21 protein-coding genes are annotated in these 24,837 nt (G+C 70.6%); 16 read left to right on the forward strand and 5 right to left on the reverse strand.

Annotated elements, in window-relative coordinates; all coding sequences use genetic code 11:
- Positions 1 to 312 precede the first annotated feature (312 nt).
- A complete protein-coding gene (locus ABFX55_RS13010; protein ID WP_346120771.1) occupies positions 313 to 2,025 on the reverse strand; it encodes a glycoside hydrolase family 9 protein in 1,713 nt (570 codons plus the stop codon).
- 132 nt (positions 2,026 to 2,157) lie between these two features.
- Between ABFX55_RS13010 and ABFX55_RS13015 the strand changes: the two genes are divergently transcribed.
- From ABFX55_RS13015 to ABFX55_RS13030, 4 genes are all read left to right on the forward strand, one after another.
- The gene (locus tag ABFX55_RS13015) at positions 2,158 to 3,189 is read left to right on the forward strand and encodes a M24 family metallopeptidase (RefSeq protein ID WP_346120773.1); all 1,032 of its coding nucleotides are present in this window, start codon (positions 2,158 to 2,160) and stop codon (positions 3,187 to 3,189) included.
- A 24-nt stretch (positions 3,190 to 3,213) separates the two neighbouring features.
- The gene (gene efp, locus ABFX55_RS13020; protein WP_183659040.1) at positions 3,214 to 3,774 is read left to right on the forward strand and encodes an elongation factor P; all 561 of its coding nucleotides are present in this window, start codon (positions 3,214 to 3,216) and stop codon (positions 3,772 to 3,774) included.
- Entirely contained in the window at positions 3,775 to 4,185 is a 411-nt protein-coding gene (nusB, locus tag ABFX55_RS13025; protein WP_183659042.1) for a transcription antitermination factor NusB, read from the forward strand.
- 274 nt (positions 4,186 to 4,459) lie between these two features.
- Positions 4,460 to 4,798, forward strand: coding sequence for an MmcQ/YjbR family DNA-binding protein (locus tag ABFX55_RS13030; protein ID WP_346120776.1), 339 nt, complete (start codon positions 4,460 to 4,462; stop codon positions 4,796 to 4,798).
- A gap of 35 nt (positions 4,799 to 4,833) precedes the next feature.
- Here ABFX55_RS13030 and ABFX55_RS13035 read toward each other — a convergent pair whose 3' ends face one another.
- Complete coding sequence (locus ABFX55_RS13035; protein WP_346120778.1) at positions 4,834 to 5,745, reverse strand: cation diffusion facilitator family transporter; 912 nt, start codon at positions 5,743 to 5,745, stop codon at positions 4,834 to 4,836.
- Between the two features lie 198 nt (positions 5,746 to 5,943).
- Here ABFX55_RS13035 and ABFX55_RS13040 point away from each other — a divergent pair, with 198 nt between their 5' ends.
- The 3 genes from ABFX55_RS13040 (at position 5,944) to ABFX55_RS13050 (ending at position 8,610) form a co-directional block, all read left to right on the forward strand.
- Positions 5,944 to 6,699, forward strand: coding sequence for a methyltransferase (locus ABFX55_RS13040; protein WP_346120780.1), 756 nt, complete (start codon positions 5,944 to 5,946; stop codon positions 6,697 to 6,699).
- A 65-nt stretch (positions 6,700 to 6,764) separates the two neighbouring features.
- Complete coding sequence (locus tag ABFX55_RS13045; protein WP_346120782.1) at positions 6,765 to 8,006, forward strand: DNA polymerase IV; 1,242 nt, start codon at positions 6,765 to 6,767, stop codon at positions 8,004 to 8,006.
- 205 nt (positions 8,007 to 8,211) lie between these two features.
- A complete protein-coding gene (locus ABFX55_RS13050) occupies positions 8,212 to 8,610 on the forward strand; it encodes a DUF3040 domain-containing protein (RefSeq protein ID WP_183659052.1) in 399 nt (132 codons plus the stop codon).
- 60 nt (positions 8,611 to 8,670) lie between these two features.
- Here ABFX55_RS13050 and ABFX55_RS13055 read toward each other — a convergent pair whose 3' ends face one another.
- The 3 genes from ABFX55_RS13055 to ABFX55_RS13065 are packed head-to-tail and all read right to left on the reverse strand — an operon-like array spanning position 8,671 to position 13,300.
- Entirely contained in the window at positions 8,671 to 11,076 is a 2,406-nt protein-coding gene (locus ABFX55_RS13055; RefSeq protein WP_346120784.1) for a transglutaminase TgpA family protein, read from the reverse strand.
- Positions 11,073 to 12,323, reverse strand: a complete 1,251-nt coding sequence (locus ABFX55_RS13060) for a DUF58 domain-containing protein (protein ID WP_346121973.1) — start codon at positions 12,321 to 12,323, stop codon at positions 11,073 to 11,075. The genes ABFX55_RS13055 and ABFX55_RS13060 overlap by 4 nt, the downstream gene beginning before the upstream one ends.
- Positions 12,323 to 13,300, reverse strand: a complete 978-nt coding sequence (locus ABFX55_RS13065) for an AAA family ATPase (protein ID WP_346120786.1) — start codon at positions 13,298 to 13,300, stop codon at positions 12,323 to 12,325. Before ABFX55_RS13065 ends, ABFX55_RS13060 begins: the two co-directional genes overlap by 1 nt.
- A gap of 459 nt (positions 13,301 to 13,759) precedes the next feature.
- Here ABFX55_RS13065 and mraZ point away from each other — a divergent pair, with 459 nt between their 5' ends.
- The 9 genes from mraZ to ftsW all read left to right on the forward strand — a co-directional run bounded on the left by mraZ (position 13,760) and on the right by ftsW (position 24,802).
- Positions 13,760 to 14,191: a division/cell wall cluster transcriptional repressor MraZ gene (gene mraZ / locus ABFX55_RS13070; RefSeq protein ID WP_346120788.1), complete on the forward strand. Its 432-nt coding sequence runs from the start codon at positions 13,760 to 13,762 to the stop codon at positions 14,189 to 14,191.
- 228 nt (positions 14,192 to 14,419) lie between these two features.
- On the forward strand, positions 14,420 to 15,397 hold the full coding sequence (rsmH, locus tag ABFX55_RS13075) for a 16S rRNA (cytosine(1402)-N(4))-methyltransferase RsmH (protein WP_346120790.1): 978 nt from the start codon (positions 14,420 to 14,422) through the stop codon (positions 15,395 to 15,397).
- On the forward strand, positions 15,384 to 15,854 hold the full coding sequence (gene ftsL / locus ABFX55_RS13080; RefSeq protein ID WP_346120792.1) for a cell division protein FtsL: 471 nt from the start codon (positions 15,384 to 15,386) through the stop codon (positions 15,852 to 15,854). The genes rsmH and ftsL overlap by 14 nt, the downstream gene beginning before the upstream one ends.
- Before the next feature lie 479 nt (positions 15,855 to 16,333).
- Positions 16,334 to 18,064, forward strand: coding sequence for a peptidoglycan D,D-transpeptidase FtsI family protein (locus ABFX55_RS13085; protein ID WP_446686022.1), 1,731 nt, complete (start codon positions 16,334 to 16,336; stop codon positions 18,062 to 18,064).
- 40 nt (positions 18,065 to 18,104) lie between these two features.
- A complete protein-coding gene (locus tag ABFX55_RS13090) occupies positions 18,105 to 19,637 on the forward strand; it encodes a UDP-N-acetylmuramoyl-L-alanyl-D-glutamate--2,6-diaminopimelate ligase (protein WP_346120796.1) in 1,533 nt (510 codons plus the stop codon).
- Positions 19,634 to 21,079, forward strand: coding sequence for a UDP-N-acetylmuramoyl-tripeptide--D-alanyl-D-alanine ligase (locus tag ABFX55_RS13095; RefSeq protein ID WP_346120798.1), 1,446 nt, complete (start codon positions 19,634 to 19,636; stop codon positions 21,077 to 21,079). The genes ABFX55_RS13090 and ABFX55_RS13095 overlap by 4 nt, the downstream gene beginning before the upstream one ends.
- Positions 21,076 to 22,134, forward strand: coding sequence for a phospho-N-acetylmuramoyl-pentapeptide-transferase (mraY, locus tag ABFX55_RS13100; protein ID WP_346120800.1), 1,059 nt, complete (start codon positions 21,076 to 21,078; stop codon positions 22,132 to 22,134). The genes ABFX55_RS13095 and mraY overlap by 4 nt, the downstream gene beginning before the upstream one ends.
- Positions 22,131 to 23,489, forward strand: coding sequence for a UDP-N-acetylmuramoyl-L-alanine--D-glutamate ligase (gene murD, locus ABFX55_RS13105; RefSeq protein ID WP_346120802.1), 1,359 nt, complete (start codon positions 22,131 to 22,133; stop codon positions 23,487 to 23,489). The genes mraY and murD overlap by 4 nt, the downstream gene beginning before the upstream one ends.
- A complete protein-coding gene (gene ftsW, locus ABFX55_RS13110; protein WP_346120804.1) occupies positions 23,486 to 24,802 on the forward strand; it encodes a putative lipid II flippase FtsW in 1,317 nt (438 codons plus the stop codon). Before murD ends, ftsW begins: the two co-directional genes overlap by 4 nt.
- Positions 24,803 to 24,837: the final 35 nt, after the last annotated feature.

Consider the following 24,837-nt stretch of genomic DNA (forward strand, 5'->3'; position numbering starts at 1 on the left):
ACCCCTTCAGGCTACGGCCGAGCGTGAATTCGGGACACGCGGCCGCTCCCGCGGACGATCAATTAGATCGATCTTGACCAGAGCGGACCGACCACACGGGGGGCTCCAGTGACTCTCGGGACAGGCTCGACAGGATCGACTCCAGCGTGCAGCACCCGGCCAGGGTGCGGGACTACTGGCTGGGCGGCAGGGACACCACGCGCCCGACAGGGCGGTGGGCGAGGAGATCTGGGCGCCACCGAGTACACCGGCCGCTAGGTGCACCAGTACGGCGGGATCGGCAGGAAGCGCTGACCCCGCCGTACGGGCGGGTCAGTCCCTGGCCATCAGGGTGAGCGCGTAGAGCGCGATCGCGGCGAAGTCGTCGGCGGGCTCGGAGGCCTGCCACGACCGCACGTCGTCGACGAACCTGCTGCCGCGCCCGGTGAACTCCTCGTATCGGTCCACGCCGTCGGCGGGGCACTTGGCCATCTCCTCGAAGTGGCCGCCGAGTCCGTCGTCGAACAGCGAGGCCGCGTTGGGCCCGTTGACCACGGCGCCGGTCGCGGGCCTGCCCGTCAGGTTGGCGATCTGGTAGTGCGGGCAGGCGATCGAGTTGTCGCCGACGCCCTGGACGAAGGAGACGCCCCATGGGTTGGCGCCGAAGGCCCACCCCCGCTGCTGGGTGCCGAAGGCGTCGTAGGAGCGGTCACCCGTCACCGACCTGTAGAGCCTGGAAGTGGCGGCCAGGCCGAAGGCGTGCGGCACCGAGTCGAACTGGTCGTAGCGCGCTCCCGCCCTGAACGGGTCCTTCGCGGCGCGGGAGGCGCCGATCTCCAGCTGCGCCTTCAGATCGGCGGCCAGGGCGTCCTTCATCGCCGCCCCCGCCCTGATCAGGTCGGTGTGGGCCAGGGCGCTCACGTCGTAGAGGTTCAGGGTGTCGCCGGTGTCGTTGGCGATGTACTCCTGCGCCCAGTGGGAGGCCTGCGCCAGCCACTGGGCCGCCCTGGGGTCGCCGAGGCGCTGGGCGGCCAGCGCCAGCTCGGCGCCGCCCAGCTCCATGTCGTCGCGCCAGACGCTCTCGGGGTAGAAGGCGTGCGGCAGGGAGGTGACCAGCGGGCCGACGTCCGTGGTCTTCGCCATGGCGTAGATCTCGGCGGCCTGGTCGAGCCACGCCCGCGCCCTGCGCCTGTCGGGCTCGACCTGGGCGGCCAGCGCGAAGGCCGCCGCCGTACGGCCGGCGAGATTGGGGCTGATCGGCTCGCCGGGCGGGGCGGCCCTGAAGACCGGGCGGTTGCGGATGTACTTCTCCGCTGAGGAGTCGTCGCTCTCGGGCAGGCGCCAGATGTCGTGGTCGCCGACGAAGGTGCCCTCGGCGTTGCCCGCGCCGACGCCCACCTGGATGTAGAGAGTCTTGGATTTCCCGTCCCACATCTTGTCCAGATATTTCAGGCCGTGCTCGGCCTCGGACCTCAGACGTGGGTCGGTGAACCGCCCTCCGTCCCTTCTGGCCGCCCACATCAGCGTGTCGACGTAGGCCAGGATGTGGGTGAACTTCAGGTAGTCGCCCGCGTCGAACCAGCCGCCCTCGACGTCGACGGGGCCACCGACCTTTGTCAGCTCGCCCTTGATCTGGTCGGTGTCGGGCCCGGTGAAGACGGGCCAGTCGTAGACGTCGGCCGCCTTGTCCGTGGAGTGGCGCCTGCCGCCGTCGCGCTGGCCGCCGAAGAACGTCACGATCTTGGAGGCGGGCAGCGCCAGCAGGGGAGAGGGGGCGATCGCGAACTCGGCGGAGGTGAGGCCGCCCGACTTGATCCGGTAGCTGCCGGGCCGCTTCAGCCCGGTCAGGTCGAGGTCGTAGACGTGGGCGTAGGCGGCGTTCCACGCGCCGAGGTCGCGGCCCGCCGTGCCCTTCAGCACCGGCCTGCCCCTGCTGTCCACCACCGTGAAGCCGGCAGGCTTTCCGCTGGTCATGAGATAGGCGTGCTTGGCCTCGCCCGGCGCGAAACCGACCTGGTCGACGCGGATGTGGCCACTCGGTTGCATGGCTGGCGCTCCTGTGAGGGCGAGGGCGAGGGCTAAGACGATCCGCATCGGCTGCTCCACAAGTTAGTAAACCTTCCTAACCTTCAAGGCGACCGTAGCCGCCTGCCGCGAACGTGGTCAATACTTGGTGAAATGCCCATGGATTTCGCCCGGCGCAGGGCCGCCCTCGCCGCGTTGCCGCACGGCGTCGAAGCCGTTCTCGTCACCAGCCCGGTCAACGTCCGCTACCTCACAGGACTCGACAGCTCCAACGCCGCCGTCCTGGTCAGGGCGGACGGCTCGGCGCGCCTGGCCACCGACTCCCGCTACATCGACAAGACGCGCGGGCTCGACGTCGAGGTCGTGGAGGCCACCGACGTCGCGGGCGAGCTGGCCGCGAAGGGCGTCGGCATCGAGGCGGGGCACATGACCGTGGCGGTCTACAACCGGCTGGGCGAGGGTCTGGTCGCGCTGGAGCCCCTCGTCGAGCGACTGCGCACGGTCAAGGACGAGGAGGAGATCGAGTTGCTGCGCACCGCCTGCGCCATCTCCGACCAGGCCTTCGCCGACATCCAGGACAGGATCCGGCCGGGCGTGACCGAGCGCGAGGTCGCCCGCGTGCTCGAGGCCCGCATGGTCGAGCTCGGCGCCGACAGGCCCGCCTTCGAGTCGATCGTGGCGGCCGGCGAGAACGGCGCCGTCCCGCACCACGCGCCGACCGACCGCGAGCTGCGCGCGGGCGACCTGGTCACCCTCGACTTCGGCGCCCTCTACAAGGGCTACCACGCCGACATGACCCGCACCGTCGCCCTCGGCCACCTCGACGGCTGGCAGCGGGAGGTCTACGACCTCGTCCGCGAGGCCCAGCGGACCGGGCGCGAGGCCGTGCGACCGGGCGCAGGGGCGAGCGACGTCGACGCCGCCTCCAGGTCGCTGATCGCCGAGGCGGGACACGCCGAGCACTTCCGCCACGGCCTGGGACACGGCGTCGGCCTGGAGATCCACGAGGAGCCGTTCCTGGGTCCTTCGCGGACCGGTAGACTAGAGGATCGAGTTCCGATCACTGTCGAGCCGGGGGTGTACCTTCCGGGCCGGGGTGGGGTCCGCATCGAGGACACGCTCGTGACGCGTGAAGGCGGATCGGAACTCCTCACGAAGACGACCAAGGAGCTGCTCGTCCTGTAGAGCGGCCGCATCCGGGAGAAGCGAGTGGCGACGACCAACGACCTCAAGAACGGCATCGTGCTGAAGCTCGACGGCGGTGAGCTCTGGTCCGTTGTGGAGTTCCAGCACGTCAAGCCGGGCAAGGGCGGTGCGTTCGTGCGCACCAAGCTCAAGAACGTCCTCTCGGGCAAGGTCGTGGACAAGACCTTCAACGCCGGCGTGAAGGTCGACGTGGCCAACGTCGACAAGCGCGAGATGCAGTTCTCCTACAAGGACGGCGACGACTTCGTCTTCATGGACACCGAGACCTACGACATGGTCAACGTGCCCGCCAAGACCGTCGGCGACGCCGCCAACTACATGCTCGAGAACACCCTGGCCACCGTCGCCTTCAACGAGGGCGCCGCGCTCTACGTCGACCTGCCCGCGGCGGTCGAGCTGCTGATCGCCAACACCGAGCCCGGCCTTCAGGGCGACCGCTCCACCGGTGGCACCAAGCCCGCCACGCTCGAGACCGGCGCCGAGATCAAGGTGCCGCTGTTCATCACGACCGGCGAGAAGGTCAAGGTCGACACCCGCAGCGGCGAATACCTCGGCCGGGCCTGAGTGTCCGCCCGAGGTAAAGCACGCAGGCGCGCCCTCGACATCCTCTTCGAGGCCGAGGCGCGTGAGGAAGACCCGCTGAAGATCCTCGCCGAGCGCGTGGAGCGGCAGGAGCCGCCGGTCAACGAGTACACCTCGGCGATCGTCGAGGGTGTGGCCCGGCACGCGGCGCGCATCGACGAGCTCATCACGACCTACGCCGAGGGGTGGACGCTGGAGCGCATGCCCGCGGTCGACCGCAACCTGCTGCGCGGCGGCACCTACGAGCTGCTGTGGATGCCCGACGTGCCCGAGGGCGTGGTGATCAGCGAGTGGGTGCACCTGGCCTCCGAGCTGTCCACCGACGAGTCGCCCCAGTTCATCAACGGCCTCCTGGCGCGCTTCAAGCAGCTCAAACCCAGCATCACCCTGTAAACCCGTTCTCCTGTACGGCCAGGCCTGGCCACGCGCCACCCTCGGTGCGTGGCCCGGGTCCGTCCAGGGGAACGCTCCTCCAGCGCACGTGGCCGGGCCCGGTCAACGGACCCCGGAAGCGGACTCCCTCACACGCGCCTCCACGAGACCGCGTCCGTGGCTCTCCTCGCGCCCTCGAGAACGGCATCACCTCACCTGCGTTCTCGGTTCCCGAAGACGGAACCACGCGCCCGCCCGGGTGGTTCTGGCCGGGGGCGGGCGGCATGATGGGGACATGGTGACCGAGGACGACGTGCGGCGGATCGCGCTCGAGCTGCCCGAGAGCGCCGAGCGGCCCATGCACGGCACGCCTGCCTTCTACGTCAAGGCGAGGTGGTTCGCCAGGATCAGGGAGGAGGGCGACGTCCTCGTGCTGCCCGTGGCCTCGGAGGAGCACAAGCGCGAGCTGGTCGCCGCCGAGCCCGGCACGTTCTTCACCTTGCCGCACTACGACGGCCACGCCGCGGTGCTGGTGCGCTTCGGCGCCGTCGAGGTGGAGGAGCTGGCCGAACTGCTCACCGACGCCTGGCGCCTGCGCGCCCCCAAACGCGTCCTGGCCGCCTTCGACGCGTAGGCATGGAGGCCGCGCGTAGGTGTGGAGGCCGGCGGCTAGGCGTGCCTGGCGCCCTCGTGGTCGGAGTGGCCGACGGGTTCGATCTGGATCGTGGAGTGCTCGACGTCGAAGCGCCCGAGCAGCGTCTCGTGCAACTCGTCGAGCAGCCGCCCCGCGTCCCTGAGACGTGAGTCCTCCACCACGACGTGCGCCGACAGCACGGGCAGCCCGCTGGTCAGCGTCCAGGCGTGCAGGTCGTGCACGTCCAGCACGCCGTGCCTGTCCATCATGTGCCTGCGGATCTCGCTCAGGTCCATGCCCTTCGGCGTGGCCTCCAGCAGCACCTCGACGGCCTCGCGCAGCAGCCGCCACGCCCTCGGCAGGATCATCGTCGCCACCACGACCGAGGCGATCGGGTCGATGACCCACCAGCCGGTCAGCTGGATGGCCACCGCGGCCACCACGACCGCCACCGACCCCAGCAGGTCGCCCAGGACCTCCAGGTAGGCACCCCTCACGTTGAGCGACTCCTGCTGCCCCCTGTGCAGCAGGCCGAGGGAGAGCGCGTTGACCGCCAGGCCGAAGAGCGCGATGACCAGCACCAGCCCCGACGACACCTCGGGAGGGGCGAACAGGCGCGTCCACGCTTCGCTGAAGACCCAGATCGCGATGCCGAACAGCACGACCGCGTTCACCATCGCCGCCAGGATCTCCAGGCGGTAGTAGCCGAACGTGCGCCGCTCGGAGGCGGGCCTCGCGGCGAAGTGCGAGGCGATCAGCGCCATGAGGACGCCGGTGATGTCGGTGGCCACGTGCAGCGCGTCGGAGATGAGCGCCAGGCTGTTGGCCGCGATGCCGCCGACCACCTGCACGACGAAGACGAGCGAGGTGATCGCGACGACGACCAGCAGCCTGCCGTGGTGCCGCGCCGTGGCGCTCGCCTGCCCGTGCCCGTGTCCACCGCCCACCGTGACCTCCCCGTGATCTAGTATGCCCAGCCCGCTCCTGACGGCGTAGGCTGGCCCGTGTCGCGGTGCTTCTCCCTCGCGGGGGCGGGCCGCGACAGGGGGAGCGCCCCTGTGCGGACGGCAGCCGCGCGGGGCCGACCCCTGCAGACATCGCGTTCGGGGCCACCAGCGCGGAGGAATCGAGGAGGCGAGCCGACGTTGCGTGCTGAGAGCATCACCAAGCAGGCGACCCCGGCGGTGCGCACCGCCGTCGTCTGGGACGCGCTGCGGGCGGTGCTGGCCGCGAGGGCGCGGGAGACGGGCCGCGAGCGGCTCGACATCGTCGACGCGGGAGGCGGCACGGGCGGCTTCGCCGTCCCGCTGGCCGAGCTGGGCCACGCGGTCACCGTGGTCGACCCGAGCCCCGACTCGCTGTTCGCGCTCGAGCGCAGGGCGGCCGAGCGGGGGGTGGGCGTGCGGGCCATGCAGGGCGACGCGGCCGACCTCGGTGAGCTCCTGCCCCGCGACGGCGCCGACCTGGTGCTGTGCCACAGCGTGCTGGAGTACGTCGAGGACCCGATCTCCGCGCTGACCGCCGTGGCGGGGCTGCTGCGCACGGGAGGCGCGGTCAGCGTGCTGGCGGCCAATCCCGTCGCCAGCGCCATCCACAGGGCGCTTGCCGGGCACTTCGACGAGGCCAGAGCCGTCCTGGAGGACCCGCAGGGGCGCTGGGGCGACCGTGACCCCACCCCGCGCAGGTTCACCGCTCAGACGCTCGCTGAGCTCCTCTCGGCGACCGGCTTCCAGGTGGGGGAGGTGCACGGCGTCAGGGTCTTCGCCGACCTCGTGCCGAGCCGCCTGGTCGACGGCGAGCCCGGCGCGGCCGAGGCCCTGGTCGCGCTGGAGCAGGCCGCGGCCACGCATCCCGTGCTGCGCGACATCGCCACCCAGCTGCACGTCCTGGGCCACAAGTGAGGCCCTCGCCGGACGTCCTCCGCGCGCGGAGGTCTGTCGAACGAATGTTCGGGTAGAATCACGTCGTGTCGCGCAAGCAGATCACCGGAGTCGGCCCCGTCGCCAGGATCGGGGCCGACGACAGCGCGTGCCCGATCCTCCACGTCGACATGGACGCCTTCTTCGCCAGCGTCGAGCTGCTCGACCGTCCCGAGCTGAGGGGCCGGCCCGTGATCGTCGGCTCGCCCGCCGGCCGCGGCGTGGTGCTCAGCGCCACCTACGAGGCCAGGCAGTACGGCGTGCACTCGGCCATGCCGATGAGCAGGGCCCGCAGGATGTGCCCCCAGGCCGTGATCATCCCGCCCAGCCACGGCAAGTACTCCGAGGTCTCCAAGGGCGTGATGGAGATCTTCCACTCGATCACCCCGCTGGTGGAGCCGATCGCCTCCGACGAGGCCTTCCTCGACGTGGCGGGCGCCAGGCGCAGGCTGGGCTCGCCCGCCGACATCGCGGCAAGGATCCGCGCCGAGGTGCTGGACAGGTTCGGCATCACCTGCTCGGTCGGCGTGGCCAGCAGCAAGTTCGTCGCCAAGCTCGCCTCCAAGCAGTGCAAACCCGACGGCCTGCTCGTCGTGCCCGCCGACAAGGTGGTCGACTTCCTCCATCCGCTGCCCGTCAGCGCCCTGTGGGGCGTGGGCGAGCGCACCGAGCAGGCGCTGGTGCGCCTGGGCATCAGGAGCGTGGGCGATCTGGCCAGGGTTCCGCTGACGACGCTGCAGCGCGAGCTCGGCCACGCGGCGGGCACCCACCTGGCCGCGCTGGCGTGGGGCCGCGACGAGCGCCCCGTGACCGCGCACGTGCCGGACAAGAGCATCGGCGCGGAGGAGACGTTCGCCGCCGACGTCGACGATCCCGAAGTGATCAAGCGCGAACTGCTGCGGTTGTCCGAACGGGTGGCCGCCAGGGTGCGTGCGGGCGGCCATGTGGGCAGAACAGTAAGTGTGAAGCTGCGCCGCGCCGACTTTTCCACGATCACCCGGTCGCGGACGCTGCGTGAGCCGACCGACGTCGCGCAGGAGATCTACGCGACGGCCTGCGAGCTCTTCGTGGCGGCCGGGCTCGAGCGGGTCAGGCTCCGTCTTGTCGGGGTCCGCATGGAGAACCTCAAGCCGGCCGGGTCGGCATCTCACCAGCTCAGCCTGGGTGAGAAGGAGACCGGCTGGAGGGAGGCCGAACGAGCGATGGACAAAGCGATCAGAAGATTCGGCCCCGATGCGGTGGTCCCGGCTTCACTAGTCCGGGGACGACTTGATGAAATGGAGGCATGACGCCCGATGTCGCGACATCTCGGAGGGTGGGGGAGAATAGGCATGTCTAGAGCTATGACGTCACCTCCGGTTTGGTCTACGTTGGACGTTTTCTTTCGCCTACGTCTACAGCCTCGTATTCTGGGGATAACCGACCGCGAGGTTCGGACACCCCGTGTCGTCCGTTGCCGTCTTCCCCGAAATGGGGCCGTCCTTGGGAGGCGCCGTGCCGCTCTCTGAGCACGAGCAGCGCTTGCTCGACCAGATCGAGCAGGCCCTCTACGCCGAGGACCCGAAGTGGGCCAATACCGTTCGGATCAGCGATCCGCGCAGCCATTACAAGCGACGCCTGGTCAAAGCCTCCATCGGCTTTGCGCTGGGCATCGTCGTGATGATGGTCGGCGTCGTGATCGCCCAGATCCCGCTCGGCGTCGGCGGTTTCGTGGTCATGCTCGCCGCGTGTCTGTGGGGTCTGTCCAGCTGGAAGCGCATGAACGGATTCGGTGACTCCGGTGCGTCCGGGTCCGGCGTGCCAACGCCGGGCAAGGGCCAGCGCCGGGGCAACCGGGGAAGTTTCATGGAACGCATGGAAGAACGCTGGCGCCGTCGTCACGACGAGCGCTGATCTGATCCTTACCTGATCGTGCGGCCGCTCCGTCCGAGGAACGGCCGCACGACACGAGGGTCAGGCGTTCTTTCGTGCTGCCCTGCTCCAGAGCCTGATGTTCTCCAGGCGGTCGAAGCCGTCCAGCACTCTCTCTCCCACGCCGCGCATCCGCAGCAGGGTGGAGGGCGGCAGCAGCGTCGCCCTGATCCGCCTGCCGCGTGAGGCCGTGGCCGCCAGCGCCCGCCGTACGATCCGCAGCTCCTTCTTCAGCGGCGTGATCGAGCCGGGGTCACGCGCGAACAGCAGCCGCTCCACGGCGGAGGCGATCGAGGTGATCGCTCCCGCCGCCTCGGCGTCGAACTCGTGCTGCTGGGTGAGCCTGCGGGCCAGCGCCCTCGGGGTCTCGCTCGACGCCCGCGCCATCCCGTAGTCGCACAGCACGTCGTCGAGCTCCGCCCAGGCCGCGGCGACCGAGCGGTCCACCTTCTCCGCCCTGGCCGTCACCTCGTCGGAGGGTCCTGAGATCTTCCAGGTCAGCGCCCGCACCCGCCGGTTCCTGATCACCAGCCTGACCATCGCGGGGATGAGCAGCAGGATCAGCAGCGCGGCCACCCCGAGGCCGATCGTGACCCAGAGCGGCGTGGTCTCCACCGGCGTGATCGGGCCGCTGTAGACGCCCTCGGGGTCGAGCTCCCTCAGCCTGTCGCGGCTGTTGGGCGCGCCCGAAGGGGTGTCGGAGCCCGTGGTGGGGCTCGTGCTCGGGTCGTCGGTGCTCGGCGTGGTCTCGGCGGGCCTCGGCAGCGAGTAGTCGGGGACGCGGGCGGTGCCCTGTCCCGCGCTGCCCGCGGGCGTCGGCTCGAAGGCCAGCCAGCCCACCCCCTCGAAGTACAGCTCGGGCCAGGCGTGGGAGTCGTGCGTGCGCACCTCCCAGCGGTTCTCGATCTTGGTCCCGCCCGTGTAGCCGATGGCCACCCTCGCGGGGATCCCGATCGACCTGGCCAGCACCGCCATCGCTGAGGCGAACTGCTCGCAGTAGCCCGTCCTGCTCTGGATGAGGAAGTCGGTCAGCGCCTCGGTGTTGTGCCCCTGGGTCTCCAGGCTGTAGGTGAAGCCCCCCGTCCTGGTGAAGAACTGCTGGAGCTTGACCGCCGCCTCGTACTTCGTCGGGCTGTCGGCCACGACCTCCGTGGCCAGCTCCCTGATCCGCGTGGGCAGCTCGGGCAGCTGCAGGTAGCGAGGGTCGACCTCGGGACGCTCCGAGGAGGCGTCGAGCTGGTCGGCGGTCGGCTCGGGCTCGGTGCTGACCACCTGGTACTGCAGGCCGCTGGCCAGGTCGCCCGAGGAGAAGACCATCAGCGAGTCGACGTCGGCGCGCCAGTCTCCCTCCGCCCTCACCAGCTGCGGCGGGTACGGCAGCGGCAGGAACTTCAGCGGGTCGACGTCGTCGCTGATCTGGATGTCGGTCTCGACCCTCGACGTCTTGGTCGAGGACGCGAGGCCGGGTGGCGGAGGGAGCGGCCCCTGGTCGATCCTGTTCTCCGGCCGGCCCTTGGTCTGGTTCATCGTCCAGCGCTCGCCGTCGAAGACGTCGAGGGCGTAGATCCTCAGGTAGCGGGGCGCGTCGTCACTGCTGGTGTAGGAGAGAACGGTGGTGTTCTCGGGAAGCTTCAGCCGTCCCTTGAGGTCGGCGACCGGGTCCGGCACGCTGATGGTGCCGCCCTTGCCCTTGCCGCTGCCGCCCACCCCGAACCCGAACAGCGGGTCGGGCTCGAGCGTCGGCAGCAGCGCGGGCAGCACCACCGCCAGCGCGATCGCGGTGAACCCGATGCGCTTGCCGGAAAGGCGCAGCCCGCGTGTGTCTGCCGTCTCCTGGTTGCCGCTCTCGGCGGCGCGGCTGCGCCGTACCAGGACGGCCCTGCCCCAGTGCCCCACGCGCTCGCGGCCGTCGGCGATCAGCAGGCTGGTGAAGCCGAGCGCGCCGAGGATGAAGGCGGGCCAGCCGATCGGGTCGGGCAGCACCGCGGCGGGCACCGTGAACAGCGCCAGCAGCGGAAGGCCGGCCAGCGCCGCCCTGCGCAGGCGGGTGACGAACAGGTCGACGACGATCGCGATGAGCCCGACGCCCGCGGTGGTGAGCATGGCGATCGGGGGGTCGTCGGGCACGGGGGCGGCGAAGCGCTGGATGTCGGCGAAGCCCGTGGCCAGCAGGTCGAGCAGCGCCCCTGCCGACTCCTTGGTCGGCACCAGGAGCGCCCACGCCTTCTCACCGGTGTAGACGGCGGTGAGGTAGACGCCGAGCGCGACCAGGCCGAGCACCGGTGCCGCCCACCCGGGGAGGGTCAGCCTGCTGCTCACCACACCCGCGGCGGTGACGGCGAGGACCACTCCGAGCGAGCCCCACAGCCACGCGCCGCCTTCGAACAGCGGATAGAGCGTCAGCGACACCGCCAGGGTGGCGACGCCCGACCAGATGGGCAGCCTCATGCCGCACCTCCCACGGCGAAGCGGGTCTTGACACCCGCGCTCGGCCAGACGGTGGCGAGGGAGGTGCCCGCGGACAGGGTGACGATCCGCCAGCCCGACCCGGCCAGCACCGCCTCGACCGCCTGCCTGCGGTCGGCCGAGCCGTACTCCCTGGCCTCCCAGCCCTCCACGTCGAGCAGGACGGCCACGCCCGTCGCGCCGCCGTGCCTGACCTTGGCCAGCTCCCTGGCCTCCTCCGGCTCCATGGCGCCGAGCACGGCGACGATCAGGCCGTCGCCTCCGCCCTGGCGCAGCGCGTTGATGCCCAGCTCCAGCGACCTGGCGGGGCTGTTGCGCACCACGGCGAGCGTGTCGAGCAGCGACCAGCCGACCCCGCTCTCGCTCAGGTGCTCGGGCCCCTGGTCGGTGACCACACGCACGCCCAGTCCTTCACGGGCCAGGTGCAGGCCGATCGAGGCGGCGGCGGAGACGGCCACCTCGAAGGAGGAGCGGGGACCCTCGCCGCGGTGGGCGTGCCTGCGGGTGTCGAGCAGCAGCGCCCCCCTGCTCTGCCACTGCTGCTCCTCGCGGCGCACCATCAGCTCGCCGTGGCGGGCGGTGGAGCGCCAGTGCACTCTGCGCAGGTCGTCGCCCTGCCGGTACTCGCGAGGGGCGACGTCGTCGTCGCCCGCCGCCGCCACACTCCTCGTACGGCTGTCGCCGCCGCCGGTCCACTCCCCGGACAGGCGCACGTGCGGCAGCGCCACCACCTGGGGCGTCACGACGAGGGTGTCGCTGATGGTGAACGCCCTCGTCAGCTCGACCAGGCCGAAGGGGTCGGTGATCCGTACCGACAGGGGGCCGATGGTGTAGCGGCCGCGCAGGTCGGAGCGGACGCGGTAGTCGATCTCCCTGATGCCCTTGGACTCCACTCTGTCCAGGACGAACCTCGGCCTGGCGCCGAGGGCGTAGGGAACGGTGTCCTCGATCAGCAGCAGCCCGGTCGGCAGGCGGGTGACGTTCTCCAGCCGCAACGTGACGGTCGCCTCGCCGCCCACCTCCCTCCTGGGAGGGTCGAGGCGCCTGGCGCAGCTCAGCCGGTAGCGGGTCCTGGCCACGACCAGAGCGGCGAGCAGCGGCAGCGACATGATCAGCACGCCGATCCTCAGCAGGTCGTGCTCGCCGAGCAGCAGCGCCATCAGCAGCGCGGCCACCCCCGAGGCCAGGAACGACCTGCCCCTGGAGGTGAGCGCGCGCAGTCCGGCCATCACGACGCTCGGGTCTCCGGCACGGGCACCCGCCGTACGAGCTCGGTGACCACCTGCTCGGGCATGCGGCGCTGGCCCTGCGCCTCGATGCTCGGCAGCAGCCGGTGGGCCAGGACGGGGATGGCCAGCTCCTGCATGTCGTCGGGGATGACGTAGTCGCGACCCGAGAGCGCGGCGTGCGCCCTCGCGGCGCGCACCAGCTGGAGCGTGGACCTGGGCGAGGCGCCCAGACGCAGGTCGGGGGAGTGGCGGGTGGCGGTCACGAGGTCGATGGCGTACTTCTTCACCGCCTGCGAGACGTAGACCCCGCGCACGGCCTCGATCAGCGCGCGCACCTCGGCGGTGGTGGCGACGGGCTGCAGCTTGTCCAGCGGGGAGGTGCCGCCGTGCACGTCGAGCATCTCCAGCTCGGCGGCGGGCTCGGGATAGCCCATCGCCACCCTGGCGGTGAACCTGTCGCGCTGCGCCTCGGGAAGGGGATAGGTGCCCTCCATCTCGATGGGGTTCTGCGTCGCGATCACCATGAAGGGGGAGTCGAGCTCATAGGTGACGCCGTCGACGGTCACCTGGTGCTCCTCCATGCACTCCAGCAGCGCCGACTGGGTCTTGGGCGAGGCTCTGTTGATCTCGTCGCCGACCACGATGTTGGCGAAGATCGGGCCGGGCTTGAACTCGAACTCCCTCGTCTGCTGGTTGTAGGCGCTCACTCCTGTGATGTCGCTGGGCAGCAGGTCGGGGGTGAACTGCACACGCCTGACAGGACAGTCGATGGAGCGCGCCAACGCCTTGGCCAGCATGGTCTTGCCGACGCCCGGGACATCTTCGATGAGAAGGTGGCCCTCCGACAGCAACACGGTCAGGGTCAGCCGGACGGCGTCACTCTTCCCCTCGATCACCGATTCGATCGCCTGCCGAATCCGGTGAGCGGTGGAGACCAGCTCGTCGAGCTGGGGAGAGACGTCATGGGTTACTGCCACCAGGCCTCCATGGAGAAGTGCAACGGCCGGTCCGCTCGGGCTGCTATTGCGGGAGCCTTGCCATTCCTTTTCATTGTGTGTACGACCCTACGACGAGGAGGGTTCTTGAGCGACTTTTGTGGATATTCGGCGAACAGCCACAGTGTTCAGGCGATCCGTCCGGTTCTTGTCGCATAGTGGTGCGAATCCCGTGACACGGCTCCTCCCCTTTCCTCCACGGCCGGTGGGGTCGCCCGGTATTCACCGATCATTTCGGCGTTCGACACGCCCGCGCCGCCTCGGCGCCGCCCACCGCCCCCCACCCCGCTCCACCGCCCTGACCTGCGTAAACGCGTGAGAAACGGCGGCCGAAGACGGTTCGAATCAGTTGACGGTGGGGAGAAGTGGAGTATGGTGGTGCGCAGTGGAGGGCCGGTGCACCAGCGCTGAGCGCTTCATGAGGCACGGGAGGTGGGGCCGGTGTTCCTCGGCACCCATCAACCGCGTCTTGACGACAAGGGACGGCTGTTCCTGCCGGCTAAGTACCGTGAGGAGCTGGCGGAGGGTCTTGTGATCACCAAAGGCCAGGAGCGATGCCTCTACGTCTTTCCCGTGGGGGAGTTCCAGCGCATTACCGAGGCTCTCAGCACTGCCCCGGTCACCGCCAAGGCGGTCCGGGACTACAGCCGTGTCTTCTTCGCCAGCGCGTCCGACGAGACTCCCGACAAGCAGGGGCGCATCACGATTCCGCAGGCCCTCAGGCGGTACGCGGGGCTGGAGCGTGACTGCGTGGTCATCGGAGCCAACACCCGTCTGGAGATCTGGGACCAACAGGCCTGGGACACCTATCTGGCGGACCAGGAGCAGGCTTTCGCCGATCTTTCGGAGGAGGTGCTGCCAGGGATTCTCTAGTCACGGCCGATCCGTCGGTGATGTCGTTCGGCGAGGTCTCCACCCGCAACCACTCGCCCGCCAGCTGATGCACCTTCCCCGGTGTCAGATGGCAGGCGTCCACGAAGCGGGTGCGGATGGGGACCTGGCCGGACGGCTACGGGTGGGGACCCATGAGCGGGACACCGGTGGCGGGCCGTAGCGTCATCCGCGAGTACAGACGCATTCAGCAGGAGGGGGGTTTCAGTAATGCACGGAGAAGGCAACACTGCGGGCACGGGTGGTCACGTTCCAGTGATGCTCGAGCGGGTGCTCGAGCTCCTCGCCCCCGCGCTGACGGGGCCCTCGCCGGTGGTGGTCGACGCCAACCTCGGCCTCGGCGGTCACTCGGAGGCGCTCCTCGCCGCGCATCCCTCCCTTCACCTGATCGGCATCGACCGCGACCCTTTCGCGATCGAGTTCTCCACGCGCAGGCTCGCTCCCTTCGCCGACCGGGTCACGCTGGTCCACGCCTCCTCCGACGACATGTCCGAGGTGCTGGCGGGGGCGGGCAGGCCCGTGATCGACGGCGTCCTGTTCGATCTCGGCGTCTCCTCCCCGCAGCTGGACGAGGGCGAGCGAGGCTTCGCCTACTCCTACGACGCCAGGCTCGACATGCGCATGGACACCGAGCAGTCGCTCACGGCGGAGGAGGTGGTCAACACCTATTCCGTGGGAGAGCTGACCCGCATCCTCCGTGATTACGGGGAGGAAAGGTTTGCGCCGCGTGTCGCGGCGCTCATTGTCAAGGAAAGGGCCAAGGAGGCCATAACGTCGACTAAGCGGCTCGCCGACATCGTCCGCGCAGCGATTCCGGCCGCGACCCGACGTACCGGGGGTAACCCCGCAAAACGTACTTTCCAGGCGTTGCGTATCGAGGTCAACGCGGAGCTGACCGCTTTCGAGACGGCGCTCCCAGCCTCACTCGACGCGCTGGCGCTGGGTGGGAGAGTTGTCGTTCTCTCCTACCACTCCCTTGAGGACCGGCTGACCAAGCAGGTTCTCGCGGCGCGAACCAGGGACACCAGCCCGCCGGGGCTACCCGTCCCGTTGCCGGCTCACCAGCCGCGGTTCCGCCTCCTGACGAGGGGAGCCGAGCTCCCGACTGACGAAGAGCTCGCCCGCAATCCGCGGGCGGCCTCGGCCCGGCTAAGGGCGGCAGAGAGGATCCGTGTTGACGAGTACTGAGCAGGAGATCAGGCGGGGAGCGCCCGCCAGGGCCGGCGCGCCCAAGACGGCTCCGGCTAGGACCGGAGCCCGCAGGCCGAGCGCGCCCGCGGCGGAGCGGACGGCGACCCGTCCCTCCGCTGCGCACACGCGCCCCGCGGAGGCGACCGCGGCCAAGCCCGCGCGCGTGCGGCGGCCGATGTCGCGCAAGCAGCGCGCGCCCTTCGTGCTGCTCGTCGTCGGCCTGCTCTGCGGCGGCCTGATCAGCCTGCTGCTGCTCAACACGGTGCTCAACCGCGACTCCTTCACCCAGGACACGCTGCGCGAGGAGACCGCCCAGCTGCAGCGGGAGAACGAGGCGCTCAGGCAGGCCAACGCCAAGAAGGAGCAGCCGGCCCAGCTCGCGCGCGACGCCGAACTGCAGGGCGAGAAGTGGGACCCGACGGTCGGCTCGATCGAGGTAGGCCAGGACAGGTGAGGGAGTCAGGCGGCCGGGGGCAGGGTCCCGGCCGTGGCGGTGCCGGCGCCGGCTCTCAGGGAGGGCCCGGCGCCGTTCGTCGTACGCCCGCGGGTCCCGGCAGGCCGGGACGGCAGGGCGGCGCGGGCCGTCCCTCGCCCGACGAGCCGCCCCGCCGCAACAGGCCGGACGACGCCGGCCGCCGCGGCGCTCCCGACGACGCGCCTCGCCCCCGCAAGGACGAGCCCGACCGCCCCGAAGGACGGCAGGCGCGCCCGGACGACCCCTTCGACCTGCCCCGAGGGCTCACAGGGGCGGGGGCGCAGGAGAGCAGGCGCGTCCGTTCCGAGGACACCGTGCCCCAGCCGAGGGCGGGCGCCCAGCGGCGCGGCCCTCGCCAGGACTCCAGGCAGGGACCGCCCCAGGGCCCGCCGCGCTCCGACCCGCGCAGGCAGGGGCGCAGGCCTCCGCCGCCGCCCCGCCCCCCGCGCCCTCCGCTGGTGCTGCGCCTGGGCAACCCGCGCAGGCGCATCAACATCGGCCTGATCGGCATGACGTTCATCCTGTCGATCTTCGCGGGGCGGCTCATCCAGCTGCAGGGCCTCGACTCCAAGGTCTACGAGGCCAGGGCCGCCCAGCAGCGGGTGGTCAGCGAGACCATCAAGGCCAAACGCGGCTCCATCACCGATGTCAACGGCCACGAGCTGGCCGTCACGGTCGAGGCGCGCGAGATCGCGATCGACCCGAGCAAGGTGCCCGCCGACAAGCGCGCCCACGTGGCCGCGGTGGTGGCCAAGGAGCTGAACAAGCCCCCTGCCGAGATCGCGGCGAAGCTCGCCAAGACCACCTCGCGCTACGAGCTCCTGGCCCGCGACGTCGACCCCCTCGTCGCCGACAGGCTGCTGGAGCAGGAGCTGCCCACGGTCACCACCAAGAAGACCTACCGCAGGACGTATCCTGCGGGCGACCTCGCCGGCACGCTGATCGGCTTCGTCGGCGACGACGGCACCGGCCTCGAGGGCGTCGAGCAGATGCGCAACTCCGTGCTCGCGGGACGTGACGGCAAGCAGAGCATGGAGCAGGGCCGCGACGGCCAGCGCATCCCGATGACCCGCAGCCAGCGCCAGGCCCCGATCGAAGGCCGCGACGTCAGGCTGACCATCGACCGCGACATCCAGTGGGCCGCCCAGAAGGCCATCACCGAGCAGGTCGCCGCCAGCGGAGCGCTGAGCGGCACCGTGATCGTGATGGACGTCAAGACCGCCCAGATCGTCGCCATGGCCAACGCCCCCGAACTCGACCTGAACAACTGGCAGAAGGCGCCCGACAGGTCCTTCGTCAACCGCGCGGTGGCCGAGGTCTTCGAGCCTGGCAGCACCAACAAGGTCATCACCGCCGCCGCGGCGATCGAGGCGGGCGCCGTCACGCCCGAGACGACCTTCAAGGTGGCCGACCACATCAGGTGCGCCGACCAGACGTTGAAGGACTCCCACCCGCACAAGACGGAGGTGATGACGTTCAAGCAGATCGTCGAGACCTCCAGCAACGTCGGCACCATCCAGGCCGCGCGCAGGATCGGCGACCAGGGCCTGTACACGATGCTCAAGAACTTCGGCTTCGGCGCGCGGCCGGGCCTCGGCCTGCCGGGCGAGGAGGCGGGGCTGCTGCCCGACCACACGACCTGGTCGGGCACCCAGCGCTGCACGGTGGCCTACGGTCAGGGCGTGTCGGTGACCGCGCTGCAGACCGCCAGCGTCTACCAGGCCATCGCCAACGGCGGGGTCAGGGTGCAGCCGCAGATCGTGGCGGGCATGACCGACGAGAACGGAAGGTTCGTCGCCGGCAAGCCGGGCAGGCAGACCAGGGTGGTCAGCCAGAACACGGCAGATGAGATCGCCGCCATGCTCGAGGGCGCGGTCAGCGCCGAGGGAACCGGTACCCTGGCCGCCATCCCCGGATACAGGGTGGCGGGCAAGACAGGCACCGCGAACCGATACGATCAGCAATTGGGCCGCTACAACGGCTACACCGCCTCCTTCGTTGGTTTCGCCCCCGCGGACAAGCCCGAGCTCGTGGTGCTCGCGGTGGTGCAGAAGCCGGCCAAGGACATCTACGGCGGGCACATCGCGGCCCCTGTGTTCAAGGACGTGATGACGTTCGCCATCAAGAGCAGAAAGATTCCGCCCACAGGCCCGTCCGCGTCACCCGCGCGGATCGGCGCCGGACACTGAACAGGGAGGGTACGCTCTCGCCGTGCGTCCCCCGTCGTCTATGCGTCCCAAGACCAGCCCGCCGCGCCCGCTGAGTGGGCTGGCGGCCATGCTTGACGCTCCGTCAGGCAGCTCACGCTCACCGCTGGCCGCCGTCACAGGTGTGACGATCGACTCGCGCCAGGTCCTTCCTGGCGACCTCTACGTCGCCCTGCCCGGCAACACCGCCCACGGCGCCGACTTCTCCCCGCAGGCGATGGCGAGCGGCGCGGTGGCGATCCTGACCGACCCGGCGGGCCGCGAGGCCGCCGCCGCCACCGGCCTGCCCGTGCTCGTCCTCGGCGACCCCCGCCTCGTGCTCGGCCAGATCGCCTCCTGGGTGTACGGCCAGCCCGCCCATGACATCTCCGTCCTCGGCGTGACGGGCACCAGCGGCAAGTCGACCACCACCTTCCTGCTGGAGGCGGGGCTGCGCGCCGCGGGCCACACCACAGGCCTGGTCGGCGGCGTGGAGATCCACGCGGGCGACGTGGTCATCGAGCCCAAGCTGACCACGCCCGAGGCCACCGACCTGCACGGCCTGTTCGCCCTCATGCGAGAGCGCGGCGTCACGGCCGCGGTCATGGAGGTCTCCAGCCACGCGCTGGCGCTCGGCAGGGTCGACGGCGTCTTCTACGACGTGGCCCTGTTCACCAACCTCTCGCAGGACCACCTCGACTTCCACAAGGACCTCGACGACTACTTCGCCACCAAGGCGAAGCTGTTCCAGCCGGAGTTCAGCAGGACGGGCGTCACCAACCTCGACGACGCCCACGGCCGCGAGCTCCTGCACCGCGCCACGATCCCGATGACCACCTTCTCCGCCACGGGCGACCCGGGAGCCGACTGGCGCGCGCTCGACGTCAGGCTCGGCGCCGACGGCAGCGCCTTCAGGGTGGTGGGCCCAGGCGGCGTCGAGGACGACGTGGCGATCTCGCTGCCGGGCCCCTTCAACGTCGCCAACGCGCTCGGCGCGATCGTCACCCTGGTCGAGGCGGGCGTGCCGTTGCGCGCGGCCGTCCACGGGGTGGGCTCGATGACGGGCGTGCCGGGCAGGATGGAGCGCGTCACCGACGCAGGCTGCGAGTTCCAGGCCGTGGTCGACTACTCCCACAAGCCGGGGGCGGTCGAGTCCGTGCTCGAGTCGCTGCGCGCCGTCACGGCAGGCAGGCTGACCATCGTGCTCGGCTGCGGCGGCGACCGCGACAAGGGCAAGCGCCCGCTCATGGGCGAGGCGGCCGCGAGGCTGGCCGATGTGGCGATTTTCACCAGCGACAACCCCCGCTCCGAGGACCCGCTGGCGATCCTTGCCGCGATGATGGACGGAGCGCTACAGGTGCCGCCCGGTGAGCGCGCCCACGTGGTCGTCGAGCCCGACAGGGCGGCGGCCATCGGCCTGGCGATCGGCCACGCCCAGCGCGGTGACGTGGTCGTCGTGGCGGGCAAGGGTCACGAGCAGGGCCAGTACATCTCAGGTGAGGTGATCCCCTTCGACGACAGGGCCGTCGTCGCGGGGGCGATCGACGCACGCAAGGAAAGCAGGAAGAACCTATGATCCCGTTGCCACTGGCCAGGGTCGCCGAGATCACCTCGGGCGCTCTGTCGGGCATGGCCGACCCCCGCGCGGTGGTGCGCGGCCCCGTCGTGATCGACTCACGGGCGGTCGAGCCGGGATCCCTGTTCGTGGCGATCAAGGGCGCTCGCGCCGACGGCCACGACTTCGCCGCCGAGGCGATCAAGGCGGGCGCCGTGGCGGTGCTGGCCACCAGGCCGGTCGAGGTGCCCGCGGTGATCGTGACCGACATCTTCGCCGCGCTGGCCGCGCTCGGCACGGCCGTGGCCGCCGCGCTGCCCGCCGCCACCGCCATCGGCATCACGGGCTCGGCGGGCAAGACGACCACCAAGGACCTGCTGGCCAGGCTGACCGCGCGGATGGGTCCCAGCGTCGCGCCCGTCGGCTCGTTCAACAACGAGATCGGCCATCCGCTCACCGTGATGAAGGCCGACCACGAGACCAGGTTCCTGGTGCTGGAGCTCAGCGCGCGTTACGCGGGCGACATCGCGCACCTGGCGCGCGTCGCACCGCCGCGCATCGGCGTGGTCCTCAACGTCGGCACCGCCCACCTCGGCGTGTTCGGCGGCAAGGAGGCCATCGCCCAGGCCAAGGGCGAACTGGTCGAGGCGCTGCCGTCCGACGGGGTGGCGGTGCTCAACGCCGACGACCCGCTGGTGCGCCAGATGGCCTCCCGCACCGCCGCCAGGGTCACCTACTTCGGCCGTGGCGAGGACGCTGCCGTCCGCGCCGAGGACGTCGTCGTCGACGAGCGCGGGCGCGCCTCCTTCACCCTGCGCACCCCCTCGGGCGCCGCCCACGTCGCGCTCAGGCTGTACGGCGAGCACGTCGTGGAGAACGCCCTCGCCGCCGCGGCCGCCGCCTACGAGCTGGGCCTGCCCGTGGCGACCATCGCGGAGGAGCTGTCGGAGGCCGAGCCGCGCAGCAAGTGGCGCATGGAGGTCACCGAGCGCCCCGACGGCGTCACTGTCATCAACGACGCCTACAACGCCAACCCCGACTCGATGCGGGCCGCCTTCCACACCCTCGACGCGCTCGGCAAGGGCCGGCGCCGCTTCGCCGTCATCGCCGCCCTGCGCGAGCTGGGCGAGGAGAGCGACGAGCTCAACGAGGGCGTCGGCCGCCTCGCGGGCGCCTCGGGGCTGAGCGGGCTGGTCGTCGCGGGGCCGGGGGCCGAACCCGTGCTGCGCGGGGCCTTCGCCGCCGTCGAGGCCGCCGAGCAGGCCGCCGTGGAGGGCCTCGGCGCGGGCGGCGGGCCGTACCACAGGGAGGGCCCGCCGATCGTGCACGTGGCCGACGCCGAGGCCGCCGCGGCGCAGCTCTCGGCCTGGCTCAGGCCGGGCGACGTGCTGCTGGTGAAGGGGCCGCGCGCCATGGACCTGCAGCGCACGGCCGAGCTGGTCCTTGGGAGGGCCACCAAGTGACCAACATCATCATCGCCGGTGCGGTGGGCCTGATCCTCTCGATGCTCGGCACCCCCCTGGCGATCAGACTCTTCTCCCGGCGAGGCTACGGGCAGGAGGTCCGCGACGACGGGCCCTCGGCGCACCTCAGCAAGAAGGGCACGCCCACCATGGGCGGCACGGTCTTCGTGCTGGCCGCGCTGCTCGCCTACGCCGCCTCCCACCTGGCCACGCTCGAACCCCCGACCGTCTCGGGGCTGCTGGTGCTGTTCCTCATGGCGGGCCTCGGCGCGGTGGGCTTCCTCGACGACTTCATCAAGATTTACAAACAGCGCAGTCTCGGCCTGCGCAGCGGCGCCAAGGCGCTCGGCCAGCTCGTCGTCGGCGCCGTCTTCGCGGTGCTCGTGATGCGCTTCCCCAACGTCTACGGCATCACCCCCGCCCAGGACAAGCTGTCCTTCCTGCGTGACTTCGGCCCGGCGATCGGCATCTTCTTCTTCACGCTCTGGGTGCTCATCATGATCGTCGGCTTCTCCAACGCGGTGAACCTGACCGACGGCCTCGACGGCCTGGCCTCCGGCGCCACGGCCACCGTGCTGGGCGCCTACGTGCTGATCGGCAACTGGCAACTGCGCAACAACTGCATCGACAACCTCGGACCCAACTGCTACTGGGTGCGCGACCCGCTCGACCTGGCGGTGGTCGCCGCGGCCGTGCTCGGCGGGCTGATCGGCTTCCTGTGGTGGAACGCCCCTCCCGCGCGCATCTTCATGGGCGACACGGGCTCGCTGGCCCTGGGCGGAGTCCTGGCGGGGCTGGCCATCACCACCCGCACCCAGCTCCTGCTGATCATCCTGGCCGGGATGTGCGTCATCATCACCTGCTCGGTGATCATTCAGGTCGGCTTCTTCAAGATGACCGGCAAACGAGTCTTCCGCATGGCTCCGCTGCAGCACCACTTCGAGCTGAAAGGCTGGGCGGAGACCACGATCGTGATCAGGTTCTGGCTGATCGCAGGGCTGTGCGCGGCCGTGGGCCTCGGTCTGTTCTACGTGGAGTGGATGCCCAAGTCATGATCGTCGTAGCCGGACTCGGCGTCTCGGGAACCGCCGCGGCCAGGGTGCTCGCCGCACGGGGAGAGCGCGTCGTCGTCCTCGAAGGCGTCGAGGGGGAGCGCCAGCGCGTCGTCGCGGCGGAGCTGGCCGAGCTCGGTGTCGAGGTGCGCTTCGGCACGACGGAGCTGCCCTCCGAAGCCTCCTCGCTGGTCACCACGGGCTGGGCGCCGCACCACCCGCTGATCGCCGCCGCCCTCGAGTCGGGCGTCGAGGTGGTCGGCGAGGTCGAACTGGCCTGGCGGCTGCGGCCCGAGCGGGCCGCGCCGTGGCTGGCGCTGACCGGCACCAACGGCAAGACCACCGTCGTGCGCATGCTGACCTCGATGCTGCTGGCCGCGGGGCGCAAGGCGCTGGCGGTGGGCAACGTCGGCGTGCCCGTCGTCGAGGCCGTGGCCGGCCCCTACGACGTGCTGGCGGTCGAGCTGTCGAGCTTCCAGCTGCACTGGTCGAGCAGCCTGGCCCCGCACGCCGCCGCCATCCTCAACATCGCCCCCGACCACCTCGACTGGCACGGCACCCTCGAGGAGTACGCCAGGGCCAAGGCCCGCATCTTCGAGCGGGCGGGCACGGTGGTCTACAACGCCGACGACCCGATCGCCGCCGCACTCGCCGAGCCGTACTCGGGGGCTGTGGGTTTCACCCTCCGGGTGCCGAGGCCTGGCCAGGTCGGCGTCGTGGAGGACCTGCTGGTCGACCGCGCCTACGTGGCCGACCCCGTACGGCAGGCGGAGGAGCTTGCCACGCTCGACGACGTGCACCCCTTCGCCCCGCACAACGTCGCCAACGCCCTGGCCGCCGCCGCGCTGGCCCGCGCCTTCGGCGTCCCGACCGAGGCGGTACGGCAGGGCCTGCGAGACTTCGTCCCCGACCCGCACCGCATGACCCATGTGGGCAGGACGGGCGAGGTCGACTACATCGACGACTCCAAGGCCACCAACCCCCACGCGGCCGCCGCCTCGCTGGCCGCCTACCCCTCGATCGTGTGGATCGCGGGAGGGCAGCTCAAGGGCCTCGACGTCGACGACCTCGTCCGCCAGGCGGCGCCGAGACTGCGCGGCGTGGTGCTGATCGGCGTCGACAGGGCGAGGATCGCCGAGGCACTCGCGCGACACGCGCCGAATGTCCCTGTGGTGGACCTGGCCGATCGAGACACTGGGGTGATGGACCGTGTCGTCACCGAAGCCGCCAGGCTCGCCGCCCCCGGGGACACCGTGCTGCTGGCTCCGGCCGCCGCCTCCCTCGACATGTTCGCGAACTACCCTGCTCGGGGGGAGGCCTTCGCGCACGCCGTGAGGAAACTGAAGGAGAAGGCGTGAGCACCGCGGCCGACAACCCGGTCGAGGGCCCCACCGGCTGGGTCAAGGAGCAGGCCGCCGCGCTCAGGGAGCTGCTCGACCGGCCGCTGACCACCTACTACCTGATCATCGGGTGCAGCGCGCTGCTGCTGGCGCTCGGGCTCATGATGGTTCTGTCGGCCTCCAGCATCGAGGCGCTGCAGGAGACGGGCGACCCGTTCTACTGGTTCGTCAAGCAGTCGATGTCGGCCGGGCTCGGTGTGCCGGTGATGTGGGTCTGCTCCCGGCTGCCGCACCGCTTCTTCAGGTGGGCGGGCTACCCGCTCATGGCACTGTCGATCATCGGTCTCGGCATCGTGATCTTCGCAGGCGAGTCGCAGCTCGGCGCGCAGCGCTGGATCGACGTCGGCCCCATCTACCTGCAGCCGTCCGAGCCGGCCAAGCTCGGCCTGGCGCTGTGGGGGGCCGACCTGCTGGCCCGAAAGGCGCGCGGCGGCCGGATCGAGTGGCGCCACCTGCTCATCCCTTTGCTGCCCGGCACCGCGATCCTGGCCGTCATGGTCATGCTCGGCCGCGACCTCGGCACCACGCTGGTGCTGATGCTGATCTTCCTGTCACTGCTGTGGGTGGTGGGCGCGCCGATCAAGCTGTTCGGCGGCATCGTCGCGATGATGACGGTGGCGGTGATCTTCATGATCACCACGGAGGGCTACAGGTCCGACCGCATCACCGGCTGGCTCGACCCGTGGGGCCACGCCCAGGGCGCCGGCTACCAGGCCGTGCAGGGGCAGATCGCGATGGGCTCGGGCGGCTGGTTCGGGCTCGGACTGGGCAGCAGCCGTCAGAAGTGGAGCTGGATCCCCCACGCCGAGAGCGACTTCATCTTCTCCATCCTCGGCGAGGAGCTCGGGCTGATGGGCACGCTGTCGGTGATCGCGCTGTTCGGCCTGCTCGGCTACGCGGGCCTGCGGGTGGCGATGCGCGTCAACGATCCCTTCATCAGGCTGGCGTCCTCGGCCGTGGTCGCGTGGGTCGCAGGGCAGGCCATCGTCAACATCGGCGCCGTCATCGGCGTGCTGCCCATCACGGGCATCCCGCTGCCGTTGGTCTCCTACGGAGGCTCGGCGCTGTTGCCGACGCTCGCCGCGCTTGGCATGTTGTTGTCATTCGCCAAACGCGAACCGGGCGCCAGGGAGGCTCTGGCCGCGCGTGGCCCCGGACCGGCCGCGCGGGCTCTAAGCTGGCTGGGCCTGGGGGGTGCGCAGCGGGGCCGACCGAGACGACCGACAAGAAACGTGCCTACTGGACGAGTCGGGCCAGATGCGGAACGTTAAGGCGGCACGTTTCTCATCAGTAGGGAGTAACCGAC

The sequence above is a fragment of the Nonomuraea roseola genome, from assembly GCF_039535395.1.
Lineage (GTDB): Bacteria > Actinomycetota > Actinomycetes > Streptosporangiales > Streptosporangiaceae > Nonomuraea > Nonomuraea roseola.

Bases quoted from the DNA above. Each gene is read 5' to 3' on its own strand.
- ABFX55_RS13010 (WP_346120771.1), bottom strand. From the start codon at position 2,025: ATGCAACCGAGTGGCCACATCCGCGTCGACCAGGTCGGTTTCGCGCCG.
- ABFX55_RS13015 (WP_346120773.1), top strand. From the start codon at position 2,158: ATGCCCATGGATTTCGCCCGGCGCAGGGCCGCCCTCGCCGCGTTGCCG.
- ABFX55_RS13030 (WP_346120776.1), top strand. From the start codon at position 4,460: ATGGTGACCGAGGACGACGTGCGGCGGATCGCGCTCGAGCTGCCCGAG.
- ABFX55_RS13055 (WP_346120784.1), bottom strand. From the start codon at position 11,076: ATGAGGCTGCCCATCTGGTCGGGCGTCGCCACCCTGGCGGTGTCGCTG.
- ABFX55_RS13060 (WP_346121973.1), bottom strand. From the start codon at position 12,323: ATGGCCGGACTGCGCGCGCTCACCTCCAGGGGCAGGTCGTTCCTGGCC.
- rsmH (WP_346120790.1), top strand. From the start codon at position 14,420: ATGCACGGAGAAGGCAACACTGCGGGCACGGGTGGTCACGTTCCAGTG.
- ABFX55_RS13090 (WP_346120796.1), top strand. From the start codon at position 18,105: ATGCGTCCCAAGACCAGCCCGCCGCGCCCGCTGAGTGGGCTGGCGGCC.
- ABFX55_RS13095 (WP_346120798.1), top strand. From the start codon at position 19,634: ATGATCCCGTTGCCACTGGCCAGGGTCGCCGAGATCACCTCGGGCGCT.
- murD (WP_346120802.1), top strand. From the start codon at position 22,131: ATGATCGTCGTAGCCGGACTCGGCGTCTCGGGAACCGCCGCGGCCAGG.